The organism is Gammaproteobacteria bacterium, from assembly GCA_013697705.1.
Lineage (GTDB): Bacteria > Pseudomonadota > Gammaproteobacteria > UBA6002 > UBA6002 > UBA6002.
Genome location: JACCWJ010000004.1, coordinates 118,052 through 136,875, shown reverse-complemented (window position 1 = coordinate 136,875; position 18,824 = coordinate 118,052). Strand labels below are relative to the sequence as shown.

Below are 18,824 nucleotides of genomic sequence, written 5' to 3'. Positions count from 1 at the left end.
GAATAAGCAGAGTAGTAGTTTTTCCAGTATCGTAAACCAAGGAATAGCTTGATATAAATTGATAATGAAATTGGATGACAAGAATTTACCCTATTTACTAGCGCTGGCCAGAGCTCCTTTTATCGGAGGCAAAATAGTTGGCCGTATCATTCATCTTTTCCCCTGCCTTGAGGAATTTTTTAACCATGGTCATGATCAGCTTAAATTACCTCAGCAAACGCAGAATTATCTGAATAACCCTGACTGGAAAAGCGTTGAGCACGATTTAAAATGGCTCAATCAGAAAAATAACCGCTTCATTTTAACCCTTGCTGATAACGACTACCCTTCTCTATTCCGTGAGATATCGTCTCCACCGCCCCTCTTATTTGCACATGGAAATAAGCCACTTCTGGATTATCCTCAAATAGCTATTGTAGGGTCCAGAAACTCATCACCCAATGGCAGGGAAATAGCACATCAGTTAGCTTTCGAACTAGCCAGCCTAGGTCTGGTCATTACTTCCGGTCTTGCAGTGGGCATAGATACACAGGCGCATAAAGGGGCTTTGCAAGGGGGGAGTACCATTGCCGTCATAGGGACTGGTATTAATGTTGTGTATCCACAAAGTAATCTTACACTGGCTGAAGAAATTGTTGAGCGAGGCCTAATAATTTCAGAGTTTTGTTGCAACACACCGCCACTAGCGCACAATTTTCCCCGAAGAAACCGTTTAATCAGTGGCCTCTCTCTGGGAACGCTAGTAATAGAGGCCAGCTTAAAAAGCGGCTCCCTTATCACAGCTCAGTATGCTTTAGATCAGGGACGCGATGTTTTTGCCATTCCCGGATCTATCTTAAATCCCAGAGCGAAGGGTTGTCATTACCTTCTTAAACAAGGCGCAAAACTGGTCGAATCTGTTGAAGATATCGTTGAAGAGTTAGGCTGTTTTTATCCAATTCCCCCGAATTCGACGCTTAAAACCCCCGATTTTGAAGAGAAGAGACTTGATGATGATCACCGTAAACTGTTAGAGTGTATTGATTATGAGCCAACTAAAATTGATATAATAATAATAAGAAGCGAATTTTCCATCCAGAAAGTAACTTCTATTTTGATAGATTTGGAGCTAATAAATAGAGTGGCTTCAACTGCGGGTGGTTATAGACGAGTATCCTAATGAAAGAAGACATGTTTGAAGTTTTAATGTATTTGTTTGAGAATCATATGCAAAGTGATTGCAAGTTACATCTCACTGAAGATGTGCTAATGGTTGAACTTGAAAAGGCGGGTTTTAACTCTTCAACGATTGATAGAGCGTTAGATTGGTTAGAGGGATTGCTAACCGTACAAGAAAATACCGCTATCATCTCAACTTCGGCCTCTCTGCGAATTTATACTTCCTACGAAACGTATAAATTAAATGCAGAAGTCTTAGGTTTTCTGCTATTTTTACAACAGGTAGGGATTCTAAATACTATTACTCGAGAGCTTGTCATTGATAGGTTGATGGCCATTGAGGAGCAAGAGATTGATTTACCCCAAGTGAAATGGGTCACACTCTTAGTCTTATTCAATCAACCTAACGAAGAAGCTGCTCTAGCTTGTATGGAGAATTTAGTCTTGGAAAACACGGCGTATGGGTTACATTAAATGTCAGTAAATCTTTTAATTGTTGAATCACCCGCTAAAGCCAAAACAATTAAAAAATATCTTGGCAAAGACTTTACGGTGTTGGCCTCTTACGGCCATGTGCGTGATCTCGTTCCGAAAGAAGGGGCAGTAGATCCAACAAACAACTTCGCCATGAAGTACGACACCGTCGAAAAAAATATCAAACATATAGACGCCATCGCCAAAGCCTTGAAAAAAGCAAAAGCCCTCTATCTGGCGACTGACCCTGATCGCGAAGGTGAGGCAATTTCTTGGCATCTAGCTGAGCTCATGAAGGAAAGACACATTCTGGAATCTCAGCCTGTGTATCGTGTCGTCTTTAATGAAATAACCAAATCTGCTGTAAAAGATGCGGTGACCCATCCACGAGCCATTGCGATGGATCTAGTCCATGCTCAACAAGCTCGAAGAGCACTCGATTTTCTAGTAGGTTTCAATCTTTCTCCCTTGCTTTGGAAAAAAATACGTCCGGGGTTATCGGCCGGCCGAGTTCAAAGCCCAGCGCTTCGACTCATCGTTGAACGCGAAGAAGAAATCGAGCGTTTTGAAACCAAAGAATACTGGACTGTTGAAGCACTTACCTCTGCAAAAAAACAGCACTTTACAGCAAAGTTAGCAGAGTACGATGGGAAAAAGATCACTCAGTTTTCTATTACGGATGAAAAAACAGCTCAAAAGATTGAAAAAGCCCTATTAAAAGCGGCAAAGGGCAAACTTACAGTCTTAAAAATTGACAAAAAACAACGCAAAAGAAACCCTGCCCCTCCTTTTATCACTTCAACATTACAACAAGAGGCAGCGAGAAAATTAGGTTTCACGACCTACAAAACAATGCGTGTTGCCCAGCAGCTCTATGAAGGTGTTGAACTAGGTGACGAAGGATCAGTGGGCCTTATTACGTATATGAGAACCGATTCTGTTAATTTGGCAGGGGAGGCGATAACAGAAATCCGACAACTGATAGAAAGTCGGTATGGTAAAGACAACCTGCCTGATACGCCTCGGGAATATCATACCAAGGCCAAAAACGCACAAGAAGCGCATGAAGGAATTAGACCTACCTCCGTCCACCATCTACCCGAAGACATTAAATCTTATCTGTCTGATGAACAATTTAAACTTTATGATCTGATTTGGAAGAGAACCATAGCCTCTCAAATGGTGCATGCAACTATTGACACGGTTGCTGTTGACCTTGGCGCGGGTGAAGGCAACCGTTTCCGAGCTAATGGCTCAACCATTGCTGACCCTGGATTCATCATGGTTTACCAAGAAGGTATTGATGATGCTAAGAAAGACGATGGAGATGAAAAACTACTTCCTCATTTGGAGCAAGGTGAGATAATTGATCTTGAGAAAATTACTCCCTTACAACATTTTACTGAGCCTCCACCTCGATATACAGAAGCCAGCTTAGTAAAGGTGCTTGAAGAGTTTGGCATCGGCCGACCGTCTACTTACGCCAACATAATCTACACCATTAAAAATCGAGAATATGTCATTCTTGATCAAAAAAGATTTAAACCTACTGATGTGGGTCGCATAGTAAATCAATTTTTAACGCGATATTTCACCCAATACGTGGACTATGACTTTACCGCGACAATGGAAGATGAGTTAGATGAGATCTCGCGAGGCGAGAAAGATTGGATACCTATGTTGAAACATTTCTGGGTACCCTTTAAAGAAAAGGTGGACGTAACCGAAGAAACCGTTAAAAGAAAAGATGTCACTCAAGAAGCTATTGACGAAGAATGTCCTAAGTGTCAGAAACCGTTATCTAAGCGCCTCGGAAAACGGGGTCGTTTCATTGGCTGCTCGGGTTTTCCCGAATGTGATTATACCCGTGGTCTTGAAGATACCAAGGAATCGCAAGCGGAAGCAGAAAAAGTCGAAGGCCGTGAATGCCCTGATTGTCATTCGCATTTAGTCATAAAATTTGGTCGCTATGGAAAGTTTATTGGATGTAGCAATTATCCAGACTGTAAACATATGGAACCTTTGGAAAAACCGGCCGACACAGGCGTTAGTTGCCCCCTTTGTCATGAGGGTCATTTATTAAAGCGTAAAAGTCGGTATGGGAAATACTTTTTTTCTTGCTCCACCTATCCTAAATGTAAATATGCCGTTTGGAATGAGCCTCTTCCAGGTCCATGCCCCAAATGTCATTGGGAAATATTAACGATTAAAACTACCAAACGAAAAGGGACTGAAAAAGTCTGCCCTCAAAAAGAGTGCGGCTATTCGGAACCTTATAACGAATAGGGTATAAGTATGGCTATCCCCTTTGTTGCTATTTTAATGGGATCTGATTCTGATTCTGCGACCATGCAAAACACCGTCGAGATCCTTAAAAAATTTCATATTCCTTTTGAGGTAAAAATTGCCTCTGCCCATCGCACTCCCCAGATGACGCAACAATACATTCATGACGCTGAAGCAAGAGGCTGCGCTGTTTTTATCGCAGCAGCTGGTTTAGCCGCACATTTAGCAGGTACTATCGCTGCCCACACCCTAAAACCTGTCATTGGTGTGCCAATGGATGGCGGCAGCTTGAATGGGTTGGATGCATTATTATCCACCGTTCAAATGCCAGGTGGAATACCGGTGGCCTGCGTTGCCATTGGCAAACCCGGTGCTAAAAATGCGGGTTATTTGGCTGCCCAAATTCTTGCACTGTCCGACCCAGAACTTGCGGCTCAGCTTAGAAAAGAAAGAGACCAGAATGCGGCTGATATTATGGCCAAGAATGAATCGCTCAGCATAGGTTGATTCTTCTGTCCTCATCCGTCCTTCCGACTTTTTGTTATTCGAGGTGGTTTTGATTATTAGTGAAGACTTGCAACTTGCTATAGATTACCTAGCACAGGATGAAATAATCGCCTACCCGACAGAAGGTGTTTATGGACTTGGGTGCACCGCTTTTAATGAAGAAACTGTGCTGCGGTTACTCCAATTGAAAAACCGAGATGTACGTAAAGGATTGATTTTAATAGCAAGTCATTGGAATCAGATCGAAGATTTAATTGAGCCTCTATCAAATCTCCAACATCAAACAGTAAATCGTACTTGGCCAGGACCAATTACCTGGGTTTTTCCCGCTAGTCGTAAAGCCCCAGAGTGGATTAGGGGAGAACATAACACCATAGCCATTAGATTTTCTAATCATCCACTCGCACAAGCATTATGTGAAGGATTTCAAAAACCCATCGTATCCACTAGTGCGAATTTAACAGGCAGCACGCCGGCTCGAAACTATAAAGAAGTGGCCATTTATTTTAATGACAAAATACCTTTTATTCTTAAAGGTGAAGTGGGAGGATTAAATAAAACGACTTCCATTCGTGATGTCATTACGGGTTTAGTTATCCGTGAGTAATTTCTCTGACAACTCCTTCCAACGTATCGTCGGACCAGTGAACGATTATCTGTTAGATTTGCAGAATAAAATTTCGCAAATGCTTGAAACTCACGACTCCTTAATAATAAAACAAGAAGACGAATGGCAACGACCGGAAGGGGGAGGGGGCAAGACGCGCAGCTTTTCCAATGGAGCGATATTTGAAAAAGCGGGCGTAAATTTTTCACATGTGTGGGGAGACGAGCTGCCCGCTACGGCGACGAGTAATCGTCCTTTGTTAAAAAATGCTCCCTTCCAAGCGGTGGGACTTTCGGTAATCGTCCACCCCCTGAATCCCTTCATACCCACATGTCACGCAAATTTACGCTTATTTGTAAGCGTTAGTGAATCCAGTGAACCCGTTTGGTGGTTTGGGGGTGGCTTTGATTTAACCCCCTACTATGGTTTTGAGGAGGATTGCATTCATTGGCACCAAGTAGCTAAAAAAGCCTGTGATCCTTACGGTAAGGAGCTCCATGCAAAATACAAAGAATGGGCTGACAAATATTTTTTCATTAAGCATAGAAATGAACCTCGAGGAATTGGCGGAATTTTTTTCGATGACTTAAATCAATGGGATTTCGCCACTTGCTTCTCTTTTTTAAAAAGTGTGGGCGATCATTTTATAGAAGCCTATTCCCCTATAGTATCCCGCCGCAAACACCTACCCTATGGTGAACGAGAACGAAATTTCCAATGTTATCGCCGAGGACGTTACGTAGAATTTAATTTAGTGTATGACCGTGGAACATTATTTGGTTTACAATCGGGAGGGAGGATCGAATCCATTTTAATTTCCTTACCGCCTTTAGTTGCATGGAATTACAATTGGCAACCAACCCCTGGAACAAAAGAAGCAGAACTTTACGAAAAATATTTGCGGCCCCAAGATTGGCTAAACCAAGGCTAGGAATCACTAAAATAAGAGATGAGTCATGAAAGCAAAAATAGAATGTTTGATTAAATCTGCTTTAAATCACTATTTTCTCACGGGAGATTTTGATTACGAAGAAGAAAGCTTACCTAAAATACACATCGAACGCACTCGTGATCAAAAACATGGCGACTACGCTAGCAACATTGCCATGATATTAGCAAAACCTTTGAAAAAAAACCCTCGGCACCTTGCAGAAGAATTAGTGAATTATATTCCCAAATCGGCTGATTTAGAGAAAATTGAAATTGCAGGACCCGGTTTCATTAATTTTCATTTAACTGAAAGCGCCTTACAAACGATCGTGACTGACATATTAAAAGCCGATGGAATTTACGGCCATGCTTCAATTGGCAACAACAAAACAGTGATAATTGAATTTGTTTCAGCTAATCCTACCGGACCGTTGCATGTCGGCCATGGCAGACATGCAGCCTATGGAGCCACGGTGGCAAATTTGTTGGAAGCAATTGGCTATAAAGTGCATCGCGAATATTACGTAAATGATGCGGGCAGACAAATGCAGATTCTCACCGTCAGTATTTGGTTGCGTTACCTAGAATTATTTGGTCACTCCTTCCCGTTTCCTAGCAATGCCTATAAAGGCGACTATATTATGGATATTGCTAAAGAGCTGAAAGTTAATTTTCTCGAAAAATTTTGTCGCCCACTCACTGATATCTTTTCTAATTTACCCGATGACCAAAAAGAAGATGGGACTGGCGGTGATAAAGAAATTTACATTGACGCATTGATATCTCGAGCCAAATCATTGCTGGGGGAAGAAAATTATGAGCTTATTTTAAAAGACGGTCTAAAGGCGATTCTGAACGATATTCGTGAGGATTTGGCACAATTTGGCGTGACTTTTCAAGAGTGGTTCTCTGAAAAAAGTTTACAAACCAACGGGGATATTACGCGCGGGCTAGAGAGATTACAAAAAACAGATAGTGTTTATGAACGTGATGGCGCCACTTGGTTTCAAGCCACCTCTTATGGAGACGAAAAAGACCGTGTCGTTATACGCGAAAATGGTCAATCAACCTATTTCGCCTCAGATGTTGGCTATCATCTAAATAAATATGAAAGAAAATTTGATCTGATTCTGGATCTATTTGGCGCCGATCATCATGGCTATGCCCCACGCATCAAAGCGTTTCTCAAGGCTGCAGGCGAAGATGAAAACAAAGTGCAAGTATTGTTAATACAATTTGCTATTTTATATAGAGGCAAACAAAAAGTTTCAATGTCCACACGAGGAGGCACATTTGTCACGTTGCGGGAGCTACGAGAAGAAGTGGGCAATGATGCAGCAAGATTCTTTTATGTAATGCGAAAATGTGACCAGCATCTTGATTTTGATTTAGAACTCGCAAAATCTAAATCCAATGAAAACCCTGTTTATTATATTCAGTATGCTTTTGCTCGGATTTGTAGCGTTGAACGCCAACTTGATCATCTTAACCTTCAATTAGACATGAACATGGGCTTAGAAAATCGCCACTTACTTACCTCCGATTATGAAAAAAATTTATTACGCATTTTGAGTCAATTTCCTGAAATTATTGAGGCCTCTGCAGTAAATTATGAACCGCATATTTTGGTCCATTATTTGCAGGAATTAGCGACTTATTTTCACACCTACTATAATGCTTGCAAATTTATTGTCGAAGAAAAAGAATTGCGTAATGCCCGCATGTGTTTGATTGTTGCTGTTAAAGTGGTAATTGGAAATAGCTTAAAGATTTTAGGCGTATCAGCTCCTGAAATCATGTAAATGCAATATCAAGGACTTTGCAGATGAACAAAAAAATTTCCGGCTTAATTGTGGTGTTGTTTCTTTTGTTATTATTAACTCCTTTTTTAATTGGAGTTATATTTAAACAAAATTACAACAAAGCATTCAAACCCATTTTCCAAAACTTAAACCTCTCTGCTCAGCTGCTTGAATATAAGCGTTCATGGTTTTTTTCTGATGTAATTATTGCTAGTCATTTTCCATTGGCTGATCAGGCTAATAATACGAATAATCATGAGGAATCCGTGGTCATTTCTCAACGTATTTATCATGGCCCTATTATTTTCACGAAGGGATATCCTCGAATTAAATTGGCGTGGATATATATTGACTCTTACGTGGACCAAAAAACTCACTTTGCAAAAACCACTTTAACGCTAAACCGAACTCTCTCTACTGAGCTCGCATTAGATGAATATGCTCTAATCCATAACAACAAGCTTCTCTATTCCCTCAAGGGTCTCAAAGGTGACATTGTCATTGACTCCCATGATATGAATTTGACTTCTAATATTAGATTTAATCATATTTTCGCCAATATCGACTCTGCAAGAGAAATATCGAAGTTTAATGCCACAATTGATCTTACCAAAAATCAAAGTGGTCTTTGGACAGGCAAGCAAGTTTATCATTTTGGCGAGCTAAAATGGCTCCAAGGCAACACCGTATATAACTTTCACGCTTTCAATTACAAAATCACCAATGCATTGCATCATGAACATTACGATACAAAAATTGATCTCGATATGGCTGCTTTATTGGTAAACAAGCTTGACTATGGTGCGCAAAAAATTTCAATTGAATTGAATCAGCTTAAACCTAGTGAATTAGCATTGTTACAACATAATCAATTTTCTTCACTCCAAACACCGTCACAAATGTTGATGTATCAACATGATTTCATGGAATTATTAAATAAAGGTGCTGAACTTAAAATAAATAATATCCATCTTAATACGCTTAAAGGTCCCATCAATGTCCAAGGATGCATCACCTGCCCTTGCAATAATAATGCGTGTAATCTATCAAGTTTGTTTTCGAAACTAACGGGTAATATAAAGGGACAAGTACCGACAGACGTCGCCAATTCCTTTCTAACTAATTCTTATTTTCATTTTTTGCATGGAGATGAATTTATGGCAGAGTGGCGAAAGAAAGGTTGGCTACAAACTTCAGGAGAATATTTTTTGATTAATTGCCAATTTTAGCAATTATTCAGCATCAATTTAGAACTGGGCAAGAACGTCCATATTGCTGAACAGTTACAAATTTTATAATTAAACATCTATTTAAGTGAAAATATAATGAGTAAAAATAAGAGTAGAAGAAAATCTTACCAAAAGCCCCGCAAAGCTAAGCCCAATACCGCGCCGATTGGATGGCTGGTAAGCGGTATCCTTATAGGCTTGCTTATTTCAGGCATTTTCTATATCAAATATCACTCGAGCGAGACTAAAACATTACCCGAATCCACCTTAAAATTAACCACTGTAACAGAAGAAATAAAACATCCGCCGAAACATCCACATCCTATCGCCGCGTCCTCCCACCCTAAAGAAAAAACACACGCTAACGCGCCCTTGCAAGAGGAAGATCGCCATTCGGCTAAAAATCCACAATATGAGTTTTATAACTTACTTTCATCGCAAGATGAAAACTCAAGTCTGCCGAAGGGGCAAGCAGAAGAGAAAATCCAAATTCCGACGTATAGCCTAGATATGGGTAAATTTAAAAATTTTTCCGAGGCTGACCAACTTAAGGCTCAATTAATATTGCTTGGAATTGATCAAGTTGATATCGCAAAGAATCCAAAAGACCATTGTTTTAAGGTTGTTGTAGGCCCCTTTGCTTCGAAGACAGAAGCCACTAAGGTACAAAAACAATTAAAGGATAATTCTATTCTCTGCACACTAAACAACTCCTAACTCGCTTGAAAATAGAATATTACGCCCCCATAAGTAGTATTCTATGAGATCAAATGAGGATAGGGTATTGGAACAATTTAGAGGCACTACCATATTATCCGTACGCAGAGACGGTAAAGTAGCGATTGGAGGTGATGGTCAAGTCACCTTGGGTAAGGCGATTGTCATGAAGGGCAATGCCAGAAAAGTAAGACGTCTTTACGGAGATAAGGTAATTGCAGGATTTGCGGGCGGCACTGCAGATGCCTTTACCTTATTTGAATTATTTGAAGCCAAATTAGAGAAACACTCTGGAAATTTAATGCGCTCTGCAGTTGAGCTAGCCAAAGATTGGCGAACTGACAAGATGTTGCGCCGTCTTGAAGCCTTATTAGCCGTGGCCGATAAAAATGTATCTTTAATTATCACCGGTAACGGCGACGTGATTGAACCAGAGAATAGCATCATGGCCATCGGCTCTGGTGGTCCCTATGCCCAATCAGCTGCAAGAGCTTTACTCGAAAACACGACACTAAGTGCTAGAGAAATTGTAACCAAAGGCTTAGAAATTGCAGCCAATATCTGTGTTTACACTAATCAAAATTTAACAATTGAAGAGTTAAATGCTTAATCATTTTAATCCCAGACAGAGATAACAAATGCCTAATGATGAATTAAATTCCATTATGACCCCAAAAGAGATTGTCCATGAATTAGATAAATTTATTATCGGACAAGATAAAGCTAAATGCGCCGTTGCAAATGCACTGCGTAATAGATGGCGCCGAATGCAACTTGACGATGAGCTCGCAAGAGAAATTACCCCTAAAAACATATTAATGATTGGGCCCACGGGGGTAGGTAAAACTGAAATCGCAAGACGCTTAGCAAAGCTTGCAAAAGCACCCTTTATTAAAGTCGAGGCGACTAAATTTACTGAAGTCGGCTATGTGGGGCGCGACGTAGAAGCTATCATCCGTGACTTAGTCGATATTGCAGTAAAAATGACCCGCGAAGTAGAAATTACTAAAGTAAAACAACGTGCAGGAGAAGCCGCGGAAGAACGTATATTAGAAATTCTTTTACCTCGCGCACGAGGACCCCGTTTCGATGTAGAAGAGCAGGAGTCAACGGCAAAACAAACATTTAGAAAAAAGTTACGCGAGGGAGAACTTGATAACCAAGACATTGAAGTTGACGTTTCAAGTTCGAGTGTTGGCGTGGAGATAATGGCACCTCCTGGCATGGAAGAGATGACGAGTCAGTTACAAAATCTTTTTCAAAACATTGCAGGCGACAGAACCAAGTCTCGTAAGATGAAAATAAAAGACGCTTTAAAACAGTTGACGGAAGATGAAGCAAATAAGCTCATCAATGAAGATGATATTCGCAGCCGCGCACTTAACAGTGTTGAACAAAACGGTATCGTGTTTATCGATGAATTGGACAAAATTGTTAAGCGCGGAGAATATGGTGGCGGCGGCGATATTTCGCGAGAAGGGGTGCAACGCGATTTATTACCTATTATTGAAGGTAGCACTGTATTTACCAAATACGGCATGCTCAAAACAGATCATATTTTGTTTATTGCATCCGGCGCTTTTCATTTAGCTAAGCCCTCCGATTTAATTCCAGAATTGCAAGGCAGGCTGCCCATTCGCGTTGAATTAAATGCACTTTCTGCAGAAGATTTTATTCGTATCTTAACCGAACCTAATGCATCACTTACTGAGCAATATATTGCCCTGCTCGGCACTGAAGGGGTGGAAATTAAGTTTACACCTGACGGTATCAAACGCATTGCTGAAATTGCTTATCAGGTTAATGAGCGTACTGAAAATATTGGCGCCAGAAGATTGCACACCATTATGGAAAAATTACTTGAGAAAATTTCTTTTGAAGCCCCTGATAAAGCGGGAACTAAAGTGGCGATCGACAAGAAATATGTAAACAAACAACTCGCACATTTAGTAAAAGACGAAGATTTAAGCAGGTATATTCTTTAAGCAATATGAAATCACTCACCGAAATTCATCTACATAAAAAATCAAAAGTGCTCGCACTTACTTTTGATGATGGTTCTGTCTATCAGCTACCTTGTGAATACTTGCGTGTTTTTTCTCCCTCTGCGGAAGTAAGAGGACATAGCAAAGATCAACGCAAACTCGTCGCCGGGAAAAAAAATGTGAGCATTATAAACATTGAACCTGTTGGAAGTTACGCCATTAAATTAATCTTTGATGACGGACATTCCACGGGTCTTTACACGTGGGAAATTCTTCACTCTCTAAGCGTGCAGTTTGATTCTAATTGGCAAGATTACTTACTTAGACTTCAAACCGCAAAGTTGAGTAGAGAATAGTATTCCGCAAGAACGTTCAGATTTGCACTGAATTCCAAACATGGACGTTCGCCTCTAGAGGCTTTGCAGCTGTTGGATCAAATCAGTCATCGCTTGCCCGCGATGACTAATTTCATTTTTAACTTCCATCGTTAATTCTGCTGCTGAGCAATTATAATCTGCAACATAAAAAATTGGATCATAGCCAAAGCCTTTTTCCCCTTTAGGCTGCATTAAAATACTACCGTGCCAAATCCCCTCACAAATAATCGGGCAGGGGTCATCTTTATGGCGTAACATAACGATCACACAATAAAAATAAGCGATGCGTTTTTCAGGAGGAACATCTTGCAATTTTGTAAGCAATTTTGTGATGTTCTTAGTATGATCACCTGCCTCTCCCGCATAACGCGCTGAAAAAATTCCCGGCTCTCCGTTTAATATGGGAACTACCAAGCCGGAATCATCCGCCATGGCGGGTAATTTAGTAAGTTCTGTTGCGTTTCTTGCTTTAATCAGTGCATTTTCAATGAAGGTAAGTCCCGTCTCTGCAATATCCGGCACTCCCATTTCTACTTGAGGAATGACCTCTATAGCAGATTGACGAATGAGTGCATTGATCTCTTTGATCTTTCCTTGATTGCTGCTAGCAAAAATTATCTTCATTTTCTTACCTTACCCATTTCGCAATAGTAATGCGTTCTATATTTCCCAAATCTGGATGACTTTTAACTGCAGTAAATCCTCTGGTATGCAGCAAAGTACGCACCCGTTCTGCCTGATCGTAACCATGCTCTAAAAGCAACCAGCCATCTTGATTCAAGAAATCAGGAGCACCTTCGATGATTTTACCAAGAGCGTCTAAACCGTCCTTGCCACTGACTAGCGCGGCAGGGGGTTCTGAATTTAATGCGGCAAGATGCGGATCTGATTCAGCAATGTAAGGAGGATTACTTACAATGGCATCGAACTTTTGTTGGGGCATCTGAAGAAACCAATCCGACTCTACAAAGGTGATATTTTTGGCGTGGTATTTACCTGCATTACGTTTTGCGACTTCGATTGCATCACCAGAGATATCCACCGCATATATATCCCAGGCGGGGCGTTCCACTGCTAAAGCCACAGCGAGCGCTCCACACCCCACACCTAAATCTAATACAGCAAGTTGTGATTCACGAGCAAACTTTTCTAATGTTGCCTGCACGAGCAATTCTGTTTCCCAACGCGGAATAAGCGTGTGCTTATTTACCTCAAATTCTAGAGACCAAAATTCTTTGTAACCCGTTAAATAAGCAATGGGCTCACCCTTTTTACATCGCAGACAAAAATCTTGAAAAGTTTGCCACTCTTTATTAGACAACGGTTGTTGATCATGAGAATAGAGATAAGGCCGCCCCACATTTAGGACATGCGATAATAGAATTTCAGATTCGAGTCGATAGCTAGGACGAGACTGCAAGGTTTCATAACCAAACTTGAGCGCTTCCTTTATTAAAGGGACTTCTTTTACAGGCATAACAATTTCTTAAGTTAGGATTCGACAAGATTAGCTAGGAGATCGGCATGATGCTCATTAACGAGTGGCTCAATGATGGAATCTAATTTGCCTTCGACAACTTCGTCTAATTTGTATAACGTTAAATTGATGCGATGATCAGTTACCCTACCTTGTGGATAGTTGTAGGTTCGAATCCGCTCGGAACGATCTCCTGTGCCTACCAGATTACGTCTAGTCTCTGCTTGCTCACGTTGTTGCTTATTACGCTCTTGGCTTAATAGTTTGGATTGTAATAGCCCCATCGCTCGCGAACGATTTTTATGTTGAGATCGTTCATCTTGGCATTCAACGACAATACCTGTTGGTAAATGCGTAATACGAATTGCAGAATCCGTCTTATTAACGTGTTGTCCGCCTGCCCCAGAAGCCCTATAGGTATCTATTTTAAGTTCAGCAGGATTGATTTCTATAGCATCTATTTCATCAACCTCAGGCATGACTGCAACGGTGCAAGTTGACGTATGAATTCTCCCTTGCGATTCGGTTGTGGGCACTCTTTGAACACGGTGGGCTCCCGATTCAAACTTCAACTTCGAATACACGCCCTTCCCCGTAATACGACTAATAATTTCTTTATAGCCACCATGCTCACCAAAATGCTCTGAAACAATTTCAACTTTCCAACCCATTTCTTCAGCATAGCGCGAATACATTCGAAATAAATCACCGGAGAATATGGAGGCCTCGTCTCCACCAGCACCGGCACGAATTTCGAGAAAAATATTTCGGTCATCTTCTGGATCGGGCGGCAGTAATAGTTTTTGTAACTGTAATTCGAACGTTTCCTGTTGAGGATAAAGGTTTTCTAATTCCTCAGATGCCAAATTTTGTAATTCTTGGTCAGCATCTTCTTGAAGCGCCACAGCGGATTGTATGGCTTCTTGATTTTGTTGATATAGCTTGAAACATTCCATTAAAGGTTCTAAATGAGCATACTCTTTAGAAAGTTCCCGGAATTTATTTTGGTCGCCAATGATCATAGGGTCATTGAGCAGTAAGCTGACTTCTTGATAACGTTCAACCATAATGAACAGTTTTCGTTGGATTGATTCTTTCATGATATAAATTTAACTCTGTTCGGAAATTTAATCTTTAATATCGAGCAGTTGCCGCGCAAAGGCTAAAAGTTCGAGTCTTCCATCATAACCTGCCTGCTTCATTTTGGCACATGGTGCATGAGAAAACTTATTCAGTAAATTATGGCATACGTGTTCAATCACTATTTTTGGATCCACACCTTGCTCTAATCGAACTGATGCTCTCTGCACCTCTTGTTGCGCTATCGTATTCAGCTCTGCTCTAAATTGTCGAATTAAGCTGCTCGCATTTAAAGACTGTATATTACGAATATAGTGCTCAGCTTGTAGTTCTATAATTCCCTCAGCATGCAACGCTGCATCTTCCCTGCATTGCTTGCTCTCATCAATAATTGTTTTCAAATCGTCAATGTTATAGAGATAAATATCTTCTAAACTTCCAACCTCGGGCTCAATATCACGCGGCACGGCTAAATCAACCATAAAAATAGGGCGATGTTTCCGCGCTTTAATCGCTCTTTCTACAGCGCCCTTACCGAGCAACGGCAATTCACTGCCCGTTGCACTGATCACAATATCAGAATCCGTTAAATAAAGAGGTATGTCTCCCATCGGTATCCAATGACCATGCACTCTAGTTGCTAATTTTTCAGCTTTAGATAAAGATCGGCTAGCAATGATAAATCGCTTTATCCCTTGATTGAACAAGTGGAGCGCAGCAAGTTCGATAATATCTCCCGCCCCAATAAGCAACACATTGCGCTTTGATAAATCACTAAAAATTCGTTTCGCTAACGTGACGGCGGCAAAGCCTAACGTAATAGGATTGGCTCCAATTTTAGTATCGGTGCGTACTTGTTTGGTGACATTAAAAACGCGCTGAAAAAGTCGTTGTAACCCACTACCCAGCGCACCCACTTCCTGTGCTAAATTGACCGCATCCTTCATCTGGCCCAAAATCTGGGGCTCACCCATTACCATTGAGTCTAAACCACTAGCGACCCGCATAATATGCGAAACGGCATTACGTTCAGTGTGAAAGTACCAGTAGGGATCAACTGGAAGAGCTAGATTGTGGCTAATCCATTGTTGAACTTTGTTAAAATCCGTCACTTCACTATAAATTTCTACACGATTACAAGTAGAAAGGATGACAGCTTCATTGACTGCTCCGATACTTATTAATTCTTGCAACGCATTTTTTGCTTGTAGAGGGGACAAAGCCACCTGCTCTCTCAAGTCAACAGGTGCTGTAAGATGATTAATGCCACAGGCTAATAGGGTCATTAAGCTAGTTGCTCTCCGCGTGATGAGTATAAAGTATAAGTGTAACCACAAAACCCCTAGAGTCAAATGTGAGAATTTGCTTTGCAATTAAATACCAGGCACTGGTAAACTTTGAACAATTGCAACTGTTCAGCCTCTCGATGCGAATGTCCATATTTAGCTGAATTTCAAATCTGAAACATTCTCGCCAATTCTAAATTAGTGCTGATAGTTACCAACAATTTTATTACAAAGAGTTATTTATAATGCGTAAGTTACTGTGTTCTGCGTCCCTTCTCGTTGCGGTATTTTTATATGGTTGCGCTACCAATATGGAACCTCCGGTTGACCAAGCCACTTATCGCGTTACACCCTGGAAACAAAGAAAATTAACGCTTGCCGATACTACACGCTGGAACATACAAGGCGCCATGAGCATAACCAGTAGAGGCAAAACTCAAATGGGATCGTTCACATGGAAACAAATCGATAACAGGTATGCAATCGATATCTATGGTCCGCTCAACTTAGGTAGTATTGGAATTCAAGGTTTGCCGGGACGTGTCACCCTATTTAAACCAACGGGTTCTTATTCCGCTAGTACTCCAGAGGCATTGATGCGGCAACAATTAGGATGGTATTTACCCGTTTCTAATATGTTTTATTGGGTTCGCGGCTTACCCGCCTCAGGCGCAAGTGGCAAACAAATGCGCGATGAATATGGTCACCTCGTATTACTAGAGCAACAAGGCTGGGCTATACGCTTTCAATCGTTCCAAACCCAAGGCAATGCCGATCTCCCACGCAAGATTCTCATGGACAATCAGCAATTGCATGTAAAGCTCGTCATTAATCGTTGGAATCTCAATTAGTGGTCGAGGTTCGCTTACCTTCGCCCGCCAAAATAAATTTATTTCTTCATGTCGTCGGGCGCCGACCCGACGGCTATCATTTGCTACAAACCGCCTTTCAGTTCATTGATCTTTGTGATGATATGGTTTTTCAGTTACGAACTGATGACAAGATTCTCGTTGAATCCTCTGATCCAACTATTCCCTATGAAAGTAACTTAGTGACTAAGGCGGCGTATCTACTAAAAAAACAAACTGGCTGCAGATTAGGAATTGATATCAAACTTGAAAAATGTATTCCCCGAGGTGGCGGTCTTGGAGGAGGCAGCTCGAATGCCGCCACCACGTTACTTGCCCTTAATTTGTTATGGGGAACGCAGCTGAATCCTATAGAGCTAGCGGCCTTAGGTCTTGAGCTTGGGGCTGATGTACCCATCTTTATTCACGGTAAAGCGGCTTTCGCACAGGGCATTGGGGAACAATTAACGAATATACATCCTGAAGAAAAGTGGATTTTACTCTTGTTGCCGGACTGCACCGTGGACACAAGTAAAATTTTTTCTGATCCGGAATTGACACGCAACACTCCAGAGATCACAATAACCGAGTATTTTGAAGGCACGCATAATGATTGTGAGCCAGTTGCAAGAAAACGCTTTCCTCAAATCGCTACCGCATTAGATTGGTTGAATGAAATTGCGGCGGCCAGAATGACTGGCACGGGCAGCGGAGTGTTTGCAATTTTTAATGATAAAGAAGCTGCCATGAAAGCAGCCAAGGAAATTCCAGCATCGCTAAAGGGAATCACTGTTAAAGGGTTGAACAACTCGCCCTTACATAATGCTATTGAAAATATTGGGGTGTCGCCAAGTGGTAAGGCACGGGGTTTTGATCTCCGCATTCCTAGGTTCGAATCCTAGCACCCCAGCCAACTGACTTTTACATTAATCTATTACCTAATTCATCCAGTATGATGACTGTCACTAATTATCCTCAAGGAAAAAATCTGTGCGTGAAATAAAAATTTTTAGTGGCAACTCCAATCCCTTACTAGCAGAAAAAATCGCTTCCCATCTGCAAATTCCATTAGGCAACGCTATCGTGGGTCGTTTTAGTGACGGCGAGATTATGGTGGAAGTATTAGAAAATGTTAGAGGACGGGATACCTTCATCCTACAATCAACGTCTGCGCCTGCTAATGACAACCTCATGGAACTTATTATTCTGGCCGATGCCTTGAGAAGAGCATCTGCGTCAAGTATTACGGCGGTAATGCCTTATTTTGGCTATGCGCGCCAAGATAGACGCGTGCGTTCAGCTCGCGTACCGATTACCGCGAAGGTGGTGGCCGACATGATGGCCTCCGTGGGTATTACCCGACTTATTACAGTTGACTTACATGCAGACCAAATCCAAGGTTTTTTCTATATGCCTGTAGACAACGTCTACTCCACACCTGTTATGCTAGATGACATGGCTAAAAAAGTATTTCCCAGTCCAACTGTAGTGTCTCCGGATGTAGGAGGGGTAGTTCGCGCCCGAGCAGTTGCAAAACGCTTAAATGATTCGGATCTAGCCATTATTGATAAAAGAAGACCTAGCCATAACCAAGCTGAAGTGATGCATATTATTGGTGATGTTGGAGGCAAAAACTGCATTATCGTTGACGATATGGTTGATACGGCAGGCACTCTCACACACGCTGCGACCGCTCTGAAAGAAAATGGCGCTGCCACCGTGACAGCATATTGTACTCATCCTATTTTCTCTGGTTCAGCCATCGAAAACATTGAATCTTCTGCATTAGATGAAGTTGTCGTGAGCGACACCATCCCCTTGACCGAAAAAGCGAGAGGTTGCCATAAAATTCGCCAGCTAGGCCTAAGTCACATCATCGCTGAGACCATCTACAGAGTAAATCACAAGGAATCCGTCAGCTCATTATTCGTTGATTAACAAAGAGGCGCACTAAACCTGTAATAGCAGCGCCGGACCTTCTTGGATTACTTTTATTACTTATCCAGCACCAATCTAGACAGGCAAGAACGTTCAGATTTGCGCTGAATTCGAATGAAAACT

The 18,824-nt window shown here is 41.4% G+C and carries 18 protein-coding genes, 1 tRNA gene and 1 pseudogene; 16 read left to right on the top strand and 4 right to left on the bottom strand.

The window, feature by feature from the left end:
* Positions 1–70: 70 nt before the first annotated feature.
* From dprA to H0U71_01205, 12 genes are all read left to right on the top strand, one after another.
* Entirely contained in the window at positions 71–1,159 is a 1,089-nt protein-coding gene (gene dprA / locus H0U71_01260; GenBank protein MBA2653680.1) for a DNA-protecting protein DprA, read from the top strand.
* The gene (locus H0U71_01255) at positions 1,159–1,632 is read left to right on the top strand and encodes a DUF494 domain-containing protein (protein MBA2653679.1); all 474 of its coding nucleotides are present in this window, start codon (positions 1,159–1,161) and stop codon (positions 1,630–1,632) included. Before dprA ends, H0U71_01255 begins: the two co-directional genes overlap by 1 nt.
* On the top strand, positions 1,633–3,918 hold the full coding sequence (gene topA / locus H0U71_01250) for a type I DNA topoisomerase (GenBank protein ID MBA2653678.1): 2,286 nt from the start codon (positions 1,633–1,635) through the stop codon (positions 3,916–3,918).
* A gap of 9 nt (positions 3,919–3,927) precedes the next feature.
* Positions 3,928–4,425, top strand: a complete 498-nt coding sequence (gene purE / locus H0U71_01245) for a 5-(carboxyamino)imidazole ribonucleotide mutase (protein MBA2653677.1) — start codon at positions 3,928–3,930, stop codon at positions 4,423–4,425.
* A gap of 49 nt (positions 4,426–4,474) precedes the next feature.
* Positions 4,475–5,032, top strand: a complete 558-nt coding sequence (locus tag H0U71_01240; protein ID MBA2653676.1) for a threonylcarbamoyl-AMP synthase — start codon at positions 4,475–4,477, stop codon at positions 5,030–5,032.
* 79 nt (positions 5,033–5,111) lie between these two features.
* Positions 5,112–5,963, top strand: coding sequence for an oxygen-dependent coproporphyrinogen oxidase (gene hemF, locus H0U71_01235; GenBank protein ID MBA2653675.1), 852 nt, complete (start codon positions 5,112–5,114; stop codon positions 5,961–5,963).
* Between the two features lie 25 nt (positions 5,964–5,988).
* Positions 5,989–7,764: an arginine--tRNA ligase gene (locus H0U71_01230; GenBank protein MBA2653674.1), complete on the top strand. Its 1,776-nt coding sequence runs from the start codon at positions 5,989–5,991 to the stop codon at positions 7,762–7,764.
* Positions 7,765–7,787: 23 nt separating this feature from the next.
* Positions 7,788–8,993, top strand: coding sequence for a DUF945 family protein (locus H0U71_01225; GenBank protein MBA2653673.1), 1,206 nt, complete (start codon positions 7,788–7,790; stop codon positions 8,991–8,993).
* Between the two features lie 96 nt (positions 8,994–9,089).
* Positions 9,090–9,710 (top strand): SPOR domain-containing protein, encoded by a 621-nt coding sequence (locus H0U71_01220; protein ID MBA2653672.1) that lies wholly within the window; start codon positions 9,090–9,092, stop codon positions 9,708–9,710.
* A gap of 43 nt (positions 9,711–9,753) precedes the next feature.
* Positions 9,754–10,320: an ATP-dependent protease subunit HslV gene (gene hslV / locus H0U71_01215; protein MBA2653671.1), complete on the top strand. Its 567-nt coding sequence runs from the start codon at positions 9,754–9,756 to the stop codon at positions 10,318–10,320.
* Between the two features lie 55 nt (positions 10,321–10,375).
* Complete coding sequence (gene hslU / locus H0U71_01210) at positions 10,376–11,695, top strand: ATP-dependent protease ATPase subunit HslU (GenBank protein MBA2653670.1); 1,320 nt, start codon at positions 10,376–10,378, stop codon at positions 11,693–11,695.
* A 5-nt stretch (positions 11,696–11,700) separates the two neighbouring features.
* Complete coding sequence (locus H0U71_01205) at positions 11,701–12,051, top strand: DUF971 domain-containing protein (GenBank protein ID MBA2653669.1); 351 nt, start codon at positions 11,701–11,703, stop codon at positions 12,049–12,051.
* A 54-nt stretch (positions 12,052–12,105) separates the two neighbouring features.
* Here the strand turns inward: H0U71_01205 and rdgB are convergent, their stop codons facing one another.
* Genes rdgB through H0U71_01185 form a run of 4 tightly spaced genes read right to left on the bottom strand, consistent with a single transcriptional unit; the run spans position 12,106 to position 15,915 of the window.
* Positions 12,106–12,696, bottom strand: a complete 591-nt coding sequence (gene rdgB, locus H0U71_01200; protein ID MBA2653668.1) for an RdgB/HAM1 family non-canonical purine NTP pyrophosphatase — start codon at positions 12,694–12,696, stop codon at positions 12,106–12,108.
* Between the two features lie 4 nt (positions 12,697–12,700).
* A complete protein-coding gene (gene prmC / locus H0U71_01195; GenBank protein ID MBA2653667.1) occupies positions 12,701–13,549 on the bottom strand; it encodes a peptide chain release factor N(5)-glutamine methyltransferase in 849 nt (282 codons plus the stop codon).
* Between the two features lie 14 nt (positions 13,550–13,563).
* Entirely contained in the window at positions 13,564–14,649 is a 1,086-nt protein-coding gene (gene prfA, locus H0U71_01190; protein ID MBA2653666.1) for a peptide chain release factor 1, read from the bottom strand.
* A 27-nt stretch (positions 14,650–14,676) separates the two neighbouring features.
* The gene (locus H0U71_01185; protein MBA2653665.1) at positions 14,677–15,915 is read right to left on the bottom strand and encodes a glutamyl-tRNA reductase; all 1,239 of its coding nucleotides are present in this window, start codon (positions 15,913–15,915) and stop codon (positions 14,677–14,679) included.
* 245 nt (positions 15,916–16,160) lie between these two features.
* On the opposite strand from H0U71_01185, the gene lolB reads away from it, so the two are divergent.
* The 4 genes and pseudogenes from lolB to H0U71_01165 all read left to right on the top strand — a co-directional run bounded on the left by lolB (position 16,161) and on the right by H0U71_01165 (position 18,701).
* Complete coding sequence (gene lolB, locus H0U71_01180; GenBank protein ID MBA2653664.1) at positions 16,161–16,766, top strand: outer membrane lipoprotein LolB; 606 nt, start codon at positions 16,161–16,163, stop codon at positions 16,764–16,766.
* Positions 16,751–17,602: pseudogene (gene ispE, locus H0U71_01175) on the top strand (4-(cytidine 5'-diphospho)-2-C-methyl-D-erythritol kinase). Before lolB ends, ispE begins: the two are co-directional and overlap by 16 nt.
* Positions 17,602–17,676, top strand: a tRNA-Gln gene (locus tag H0U71_01170). The pseudogene ispE and the gene H0U71_01170 overlap by 1 nt, the downstream one beginning before the upstream one ends.
* Positions 17,677–17,753: 77 nt before the next feature.
* On the top strand, positions 17,754–18,701 hold the full coding sequence (locus H0U71_01165; protein MBA2653663.1) for a ribose-phosphate pyrophosphokinase: 948 nt from the start codon (positions 17,754–17,756) through the stop codon (positions 18,699–18,701).
* Positions 18,702–18,824 lie beyond the last annotated feature (123 nt).

Coding starts and splice junctions, on each gene's coding strand:
- H0U71_01255 (MBA2653679.1), top strand. CDS start 1,159: ATGAAAGAAGACATGTTTGAAGTTTTAATGTATTTGTTTGAGAATCAT.
- hslU (MBA2653670.1), top strand. CDS start 10,376: ATGACCCCAAAAGAGATTGTCCATGAATTAGATAAATTTATTATCGGA.
- rdgB (MBA2653668.1), bottom strand. CDS start 12,696: ATGAAGATAATTTTTGCTAGCAGCAATCAAGGAAAGATCAAAGAGATC.
- hslV (MBA2653671.1), top strand. CDS start 9,754: ATGAGATCAAATGAGGATAGGGTATTGGAACAATTTAGAGGCACTACC.
- topA (MBA2653678.1), top strand. CDS start 1,633: ATGTCAGTAAATCTTTTAATTGTTGAATCACCCGCTAAAGCCAAAACA.
- H0U71_01220 (MBA2653672.1), top strand. CDS start 9,090: ATGAGTAAAAATAAGAGTAGAAGAAAATCTTACCAAAAGCCCCGCAAA.
- prfA (MBA2653666.1), bottom strand. CDS start 14,649: ATGAAAGAATCAATCCAACGAAAACTGTTCATTATGGTTGAACGTTAT.
- hemF (MBA2653675.1), top strand. CDS start 5,112: ATGCTTGAAACTCACGACTCCTTAATAATAAAACAAGAAGACGAATGG.
- H0U71_01185 (MBA2653665.1), bottom strand. CDS start 15,915: ATGACCCTATTAGCCTGTGGCATTAATCATCTTACAGCACCTGTTGAC.
- lolB (MBA2653664.1), top strand. CDS start 16,161: ATGCGTAAGTTACTGTGTTCTGCGTCCCTTCTCGTTGCGGTATTTTTA.
- H0U71_01205 (MBA2653669.1), top strand. CDS start 11,701: ATGAAATCACTCACCGAAATTCATCTACATAAAAAATCAAAAGTGCTC.
- prmC (MBA2653667.1), bottom strand. CDS start 13,549: ATGCCTGTAAAAGAAGTCCCTTTAATAAAGGAAGCGCTCAAGTTTGGT.
- purE (MBA2653677.1), top strand. CDS start 3,928: ATGGCTATCCCCTTTGTTGCTATTTTAATGGGATCTGATTCTGATTCT.
- H0U71_01225 (MBA2653673.1), top strand. CDS start 7,788: ATGAACAAAAAAATTTCCGGCTTAATTGTGGTGTTGTTTCTTTTGTTA.
- H0U71_01230 (MBA2653674.1), top strand. CDS start 5,989: ATGAAAGCAAAAATAGAATGTTTGATTAAATCTGCTTTAAATCACTAT.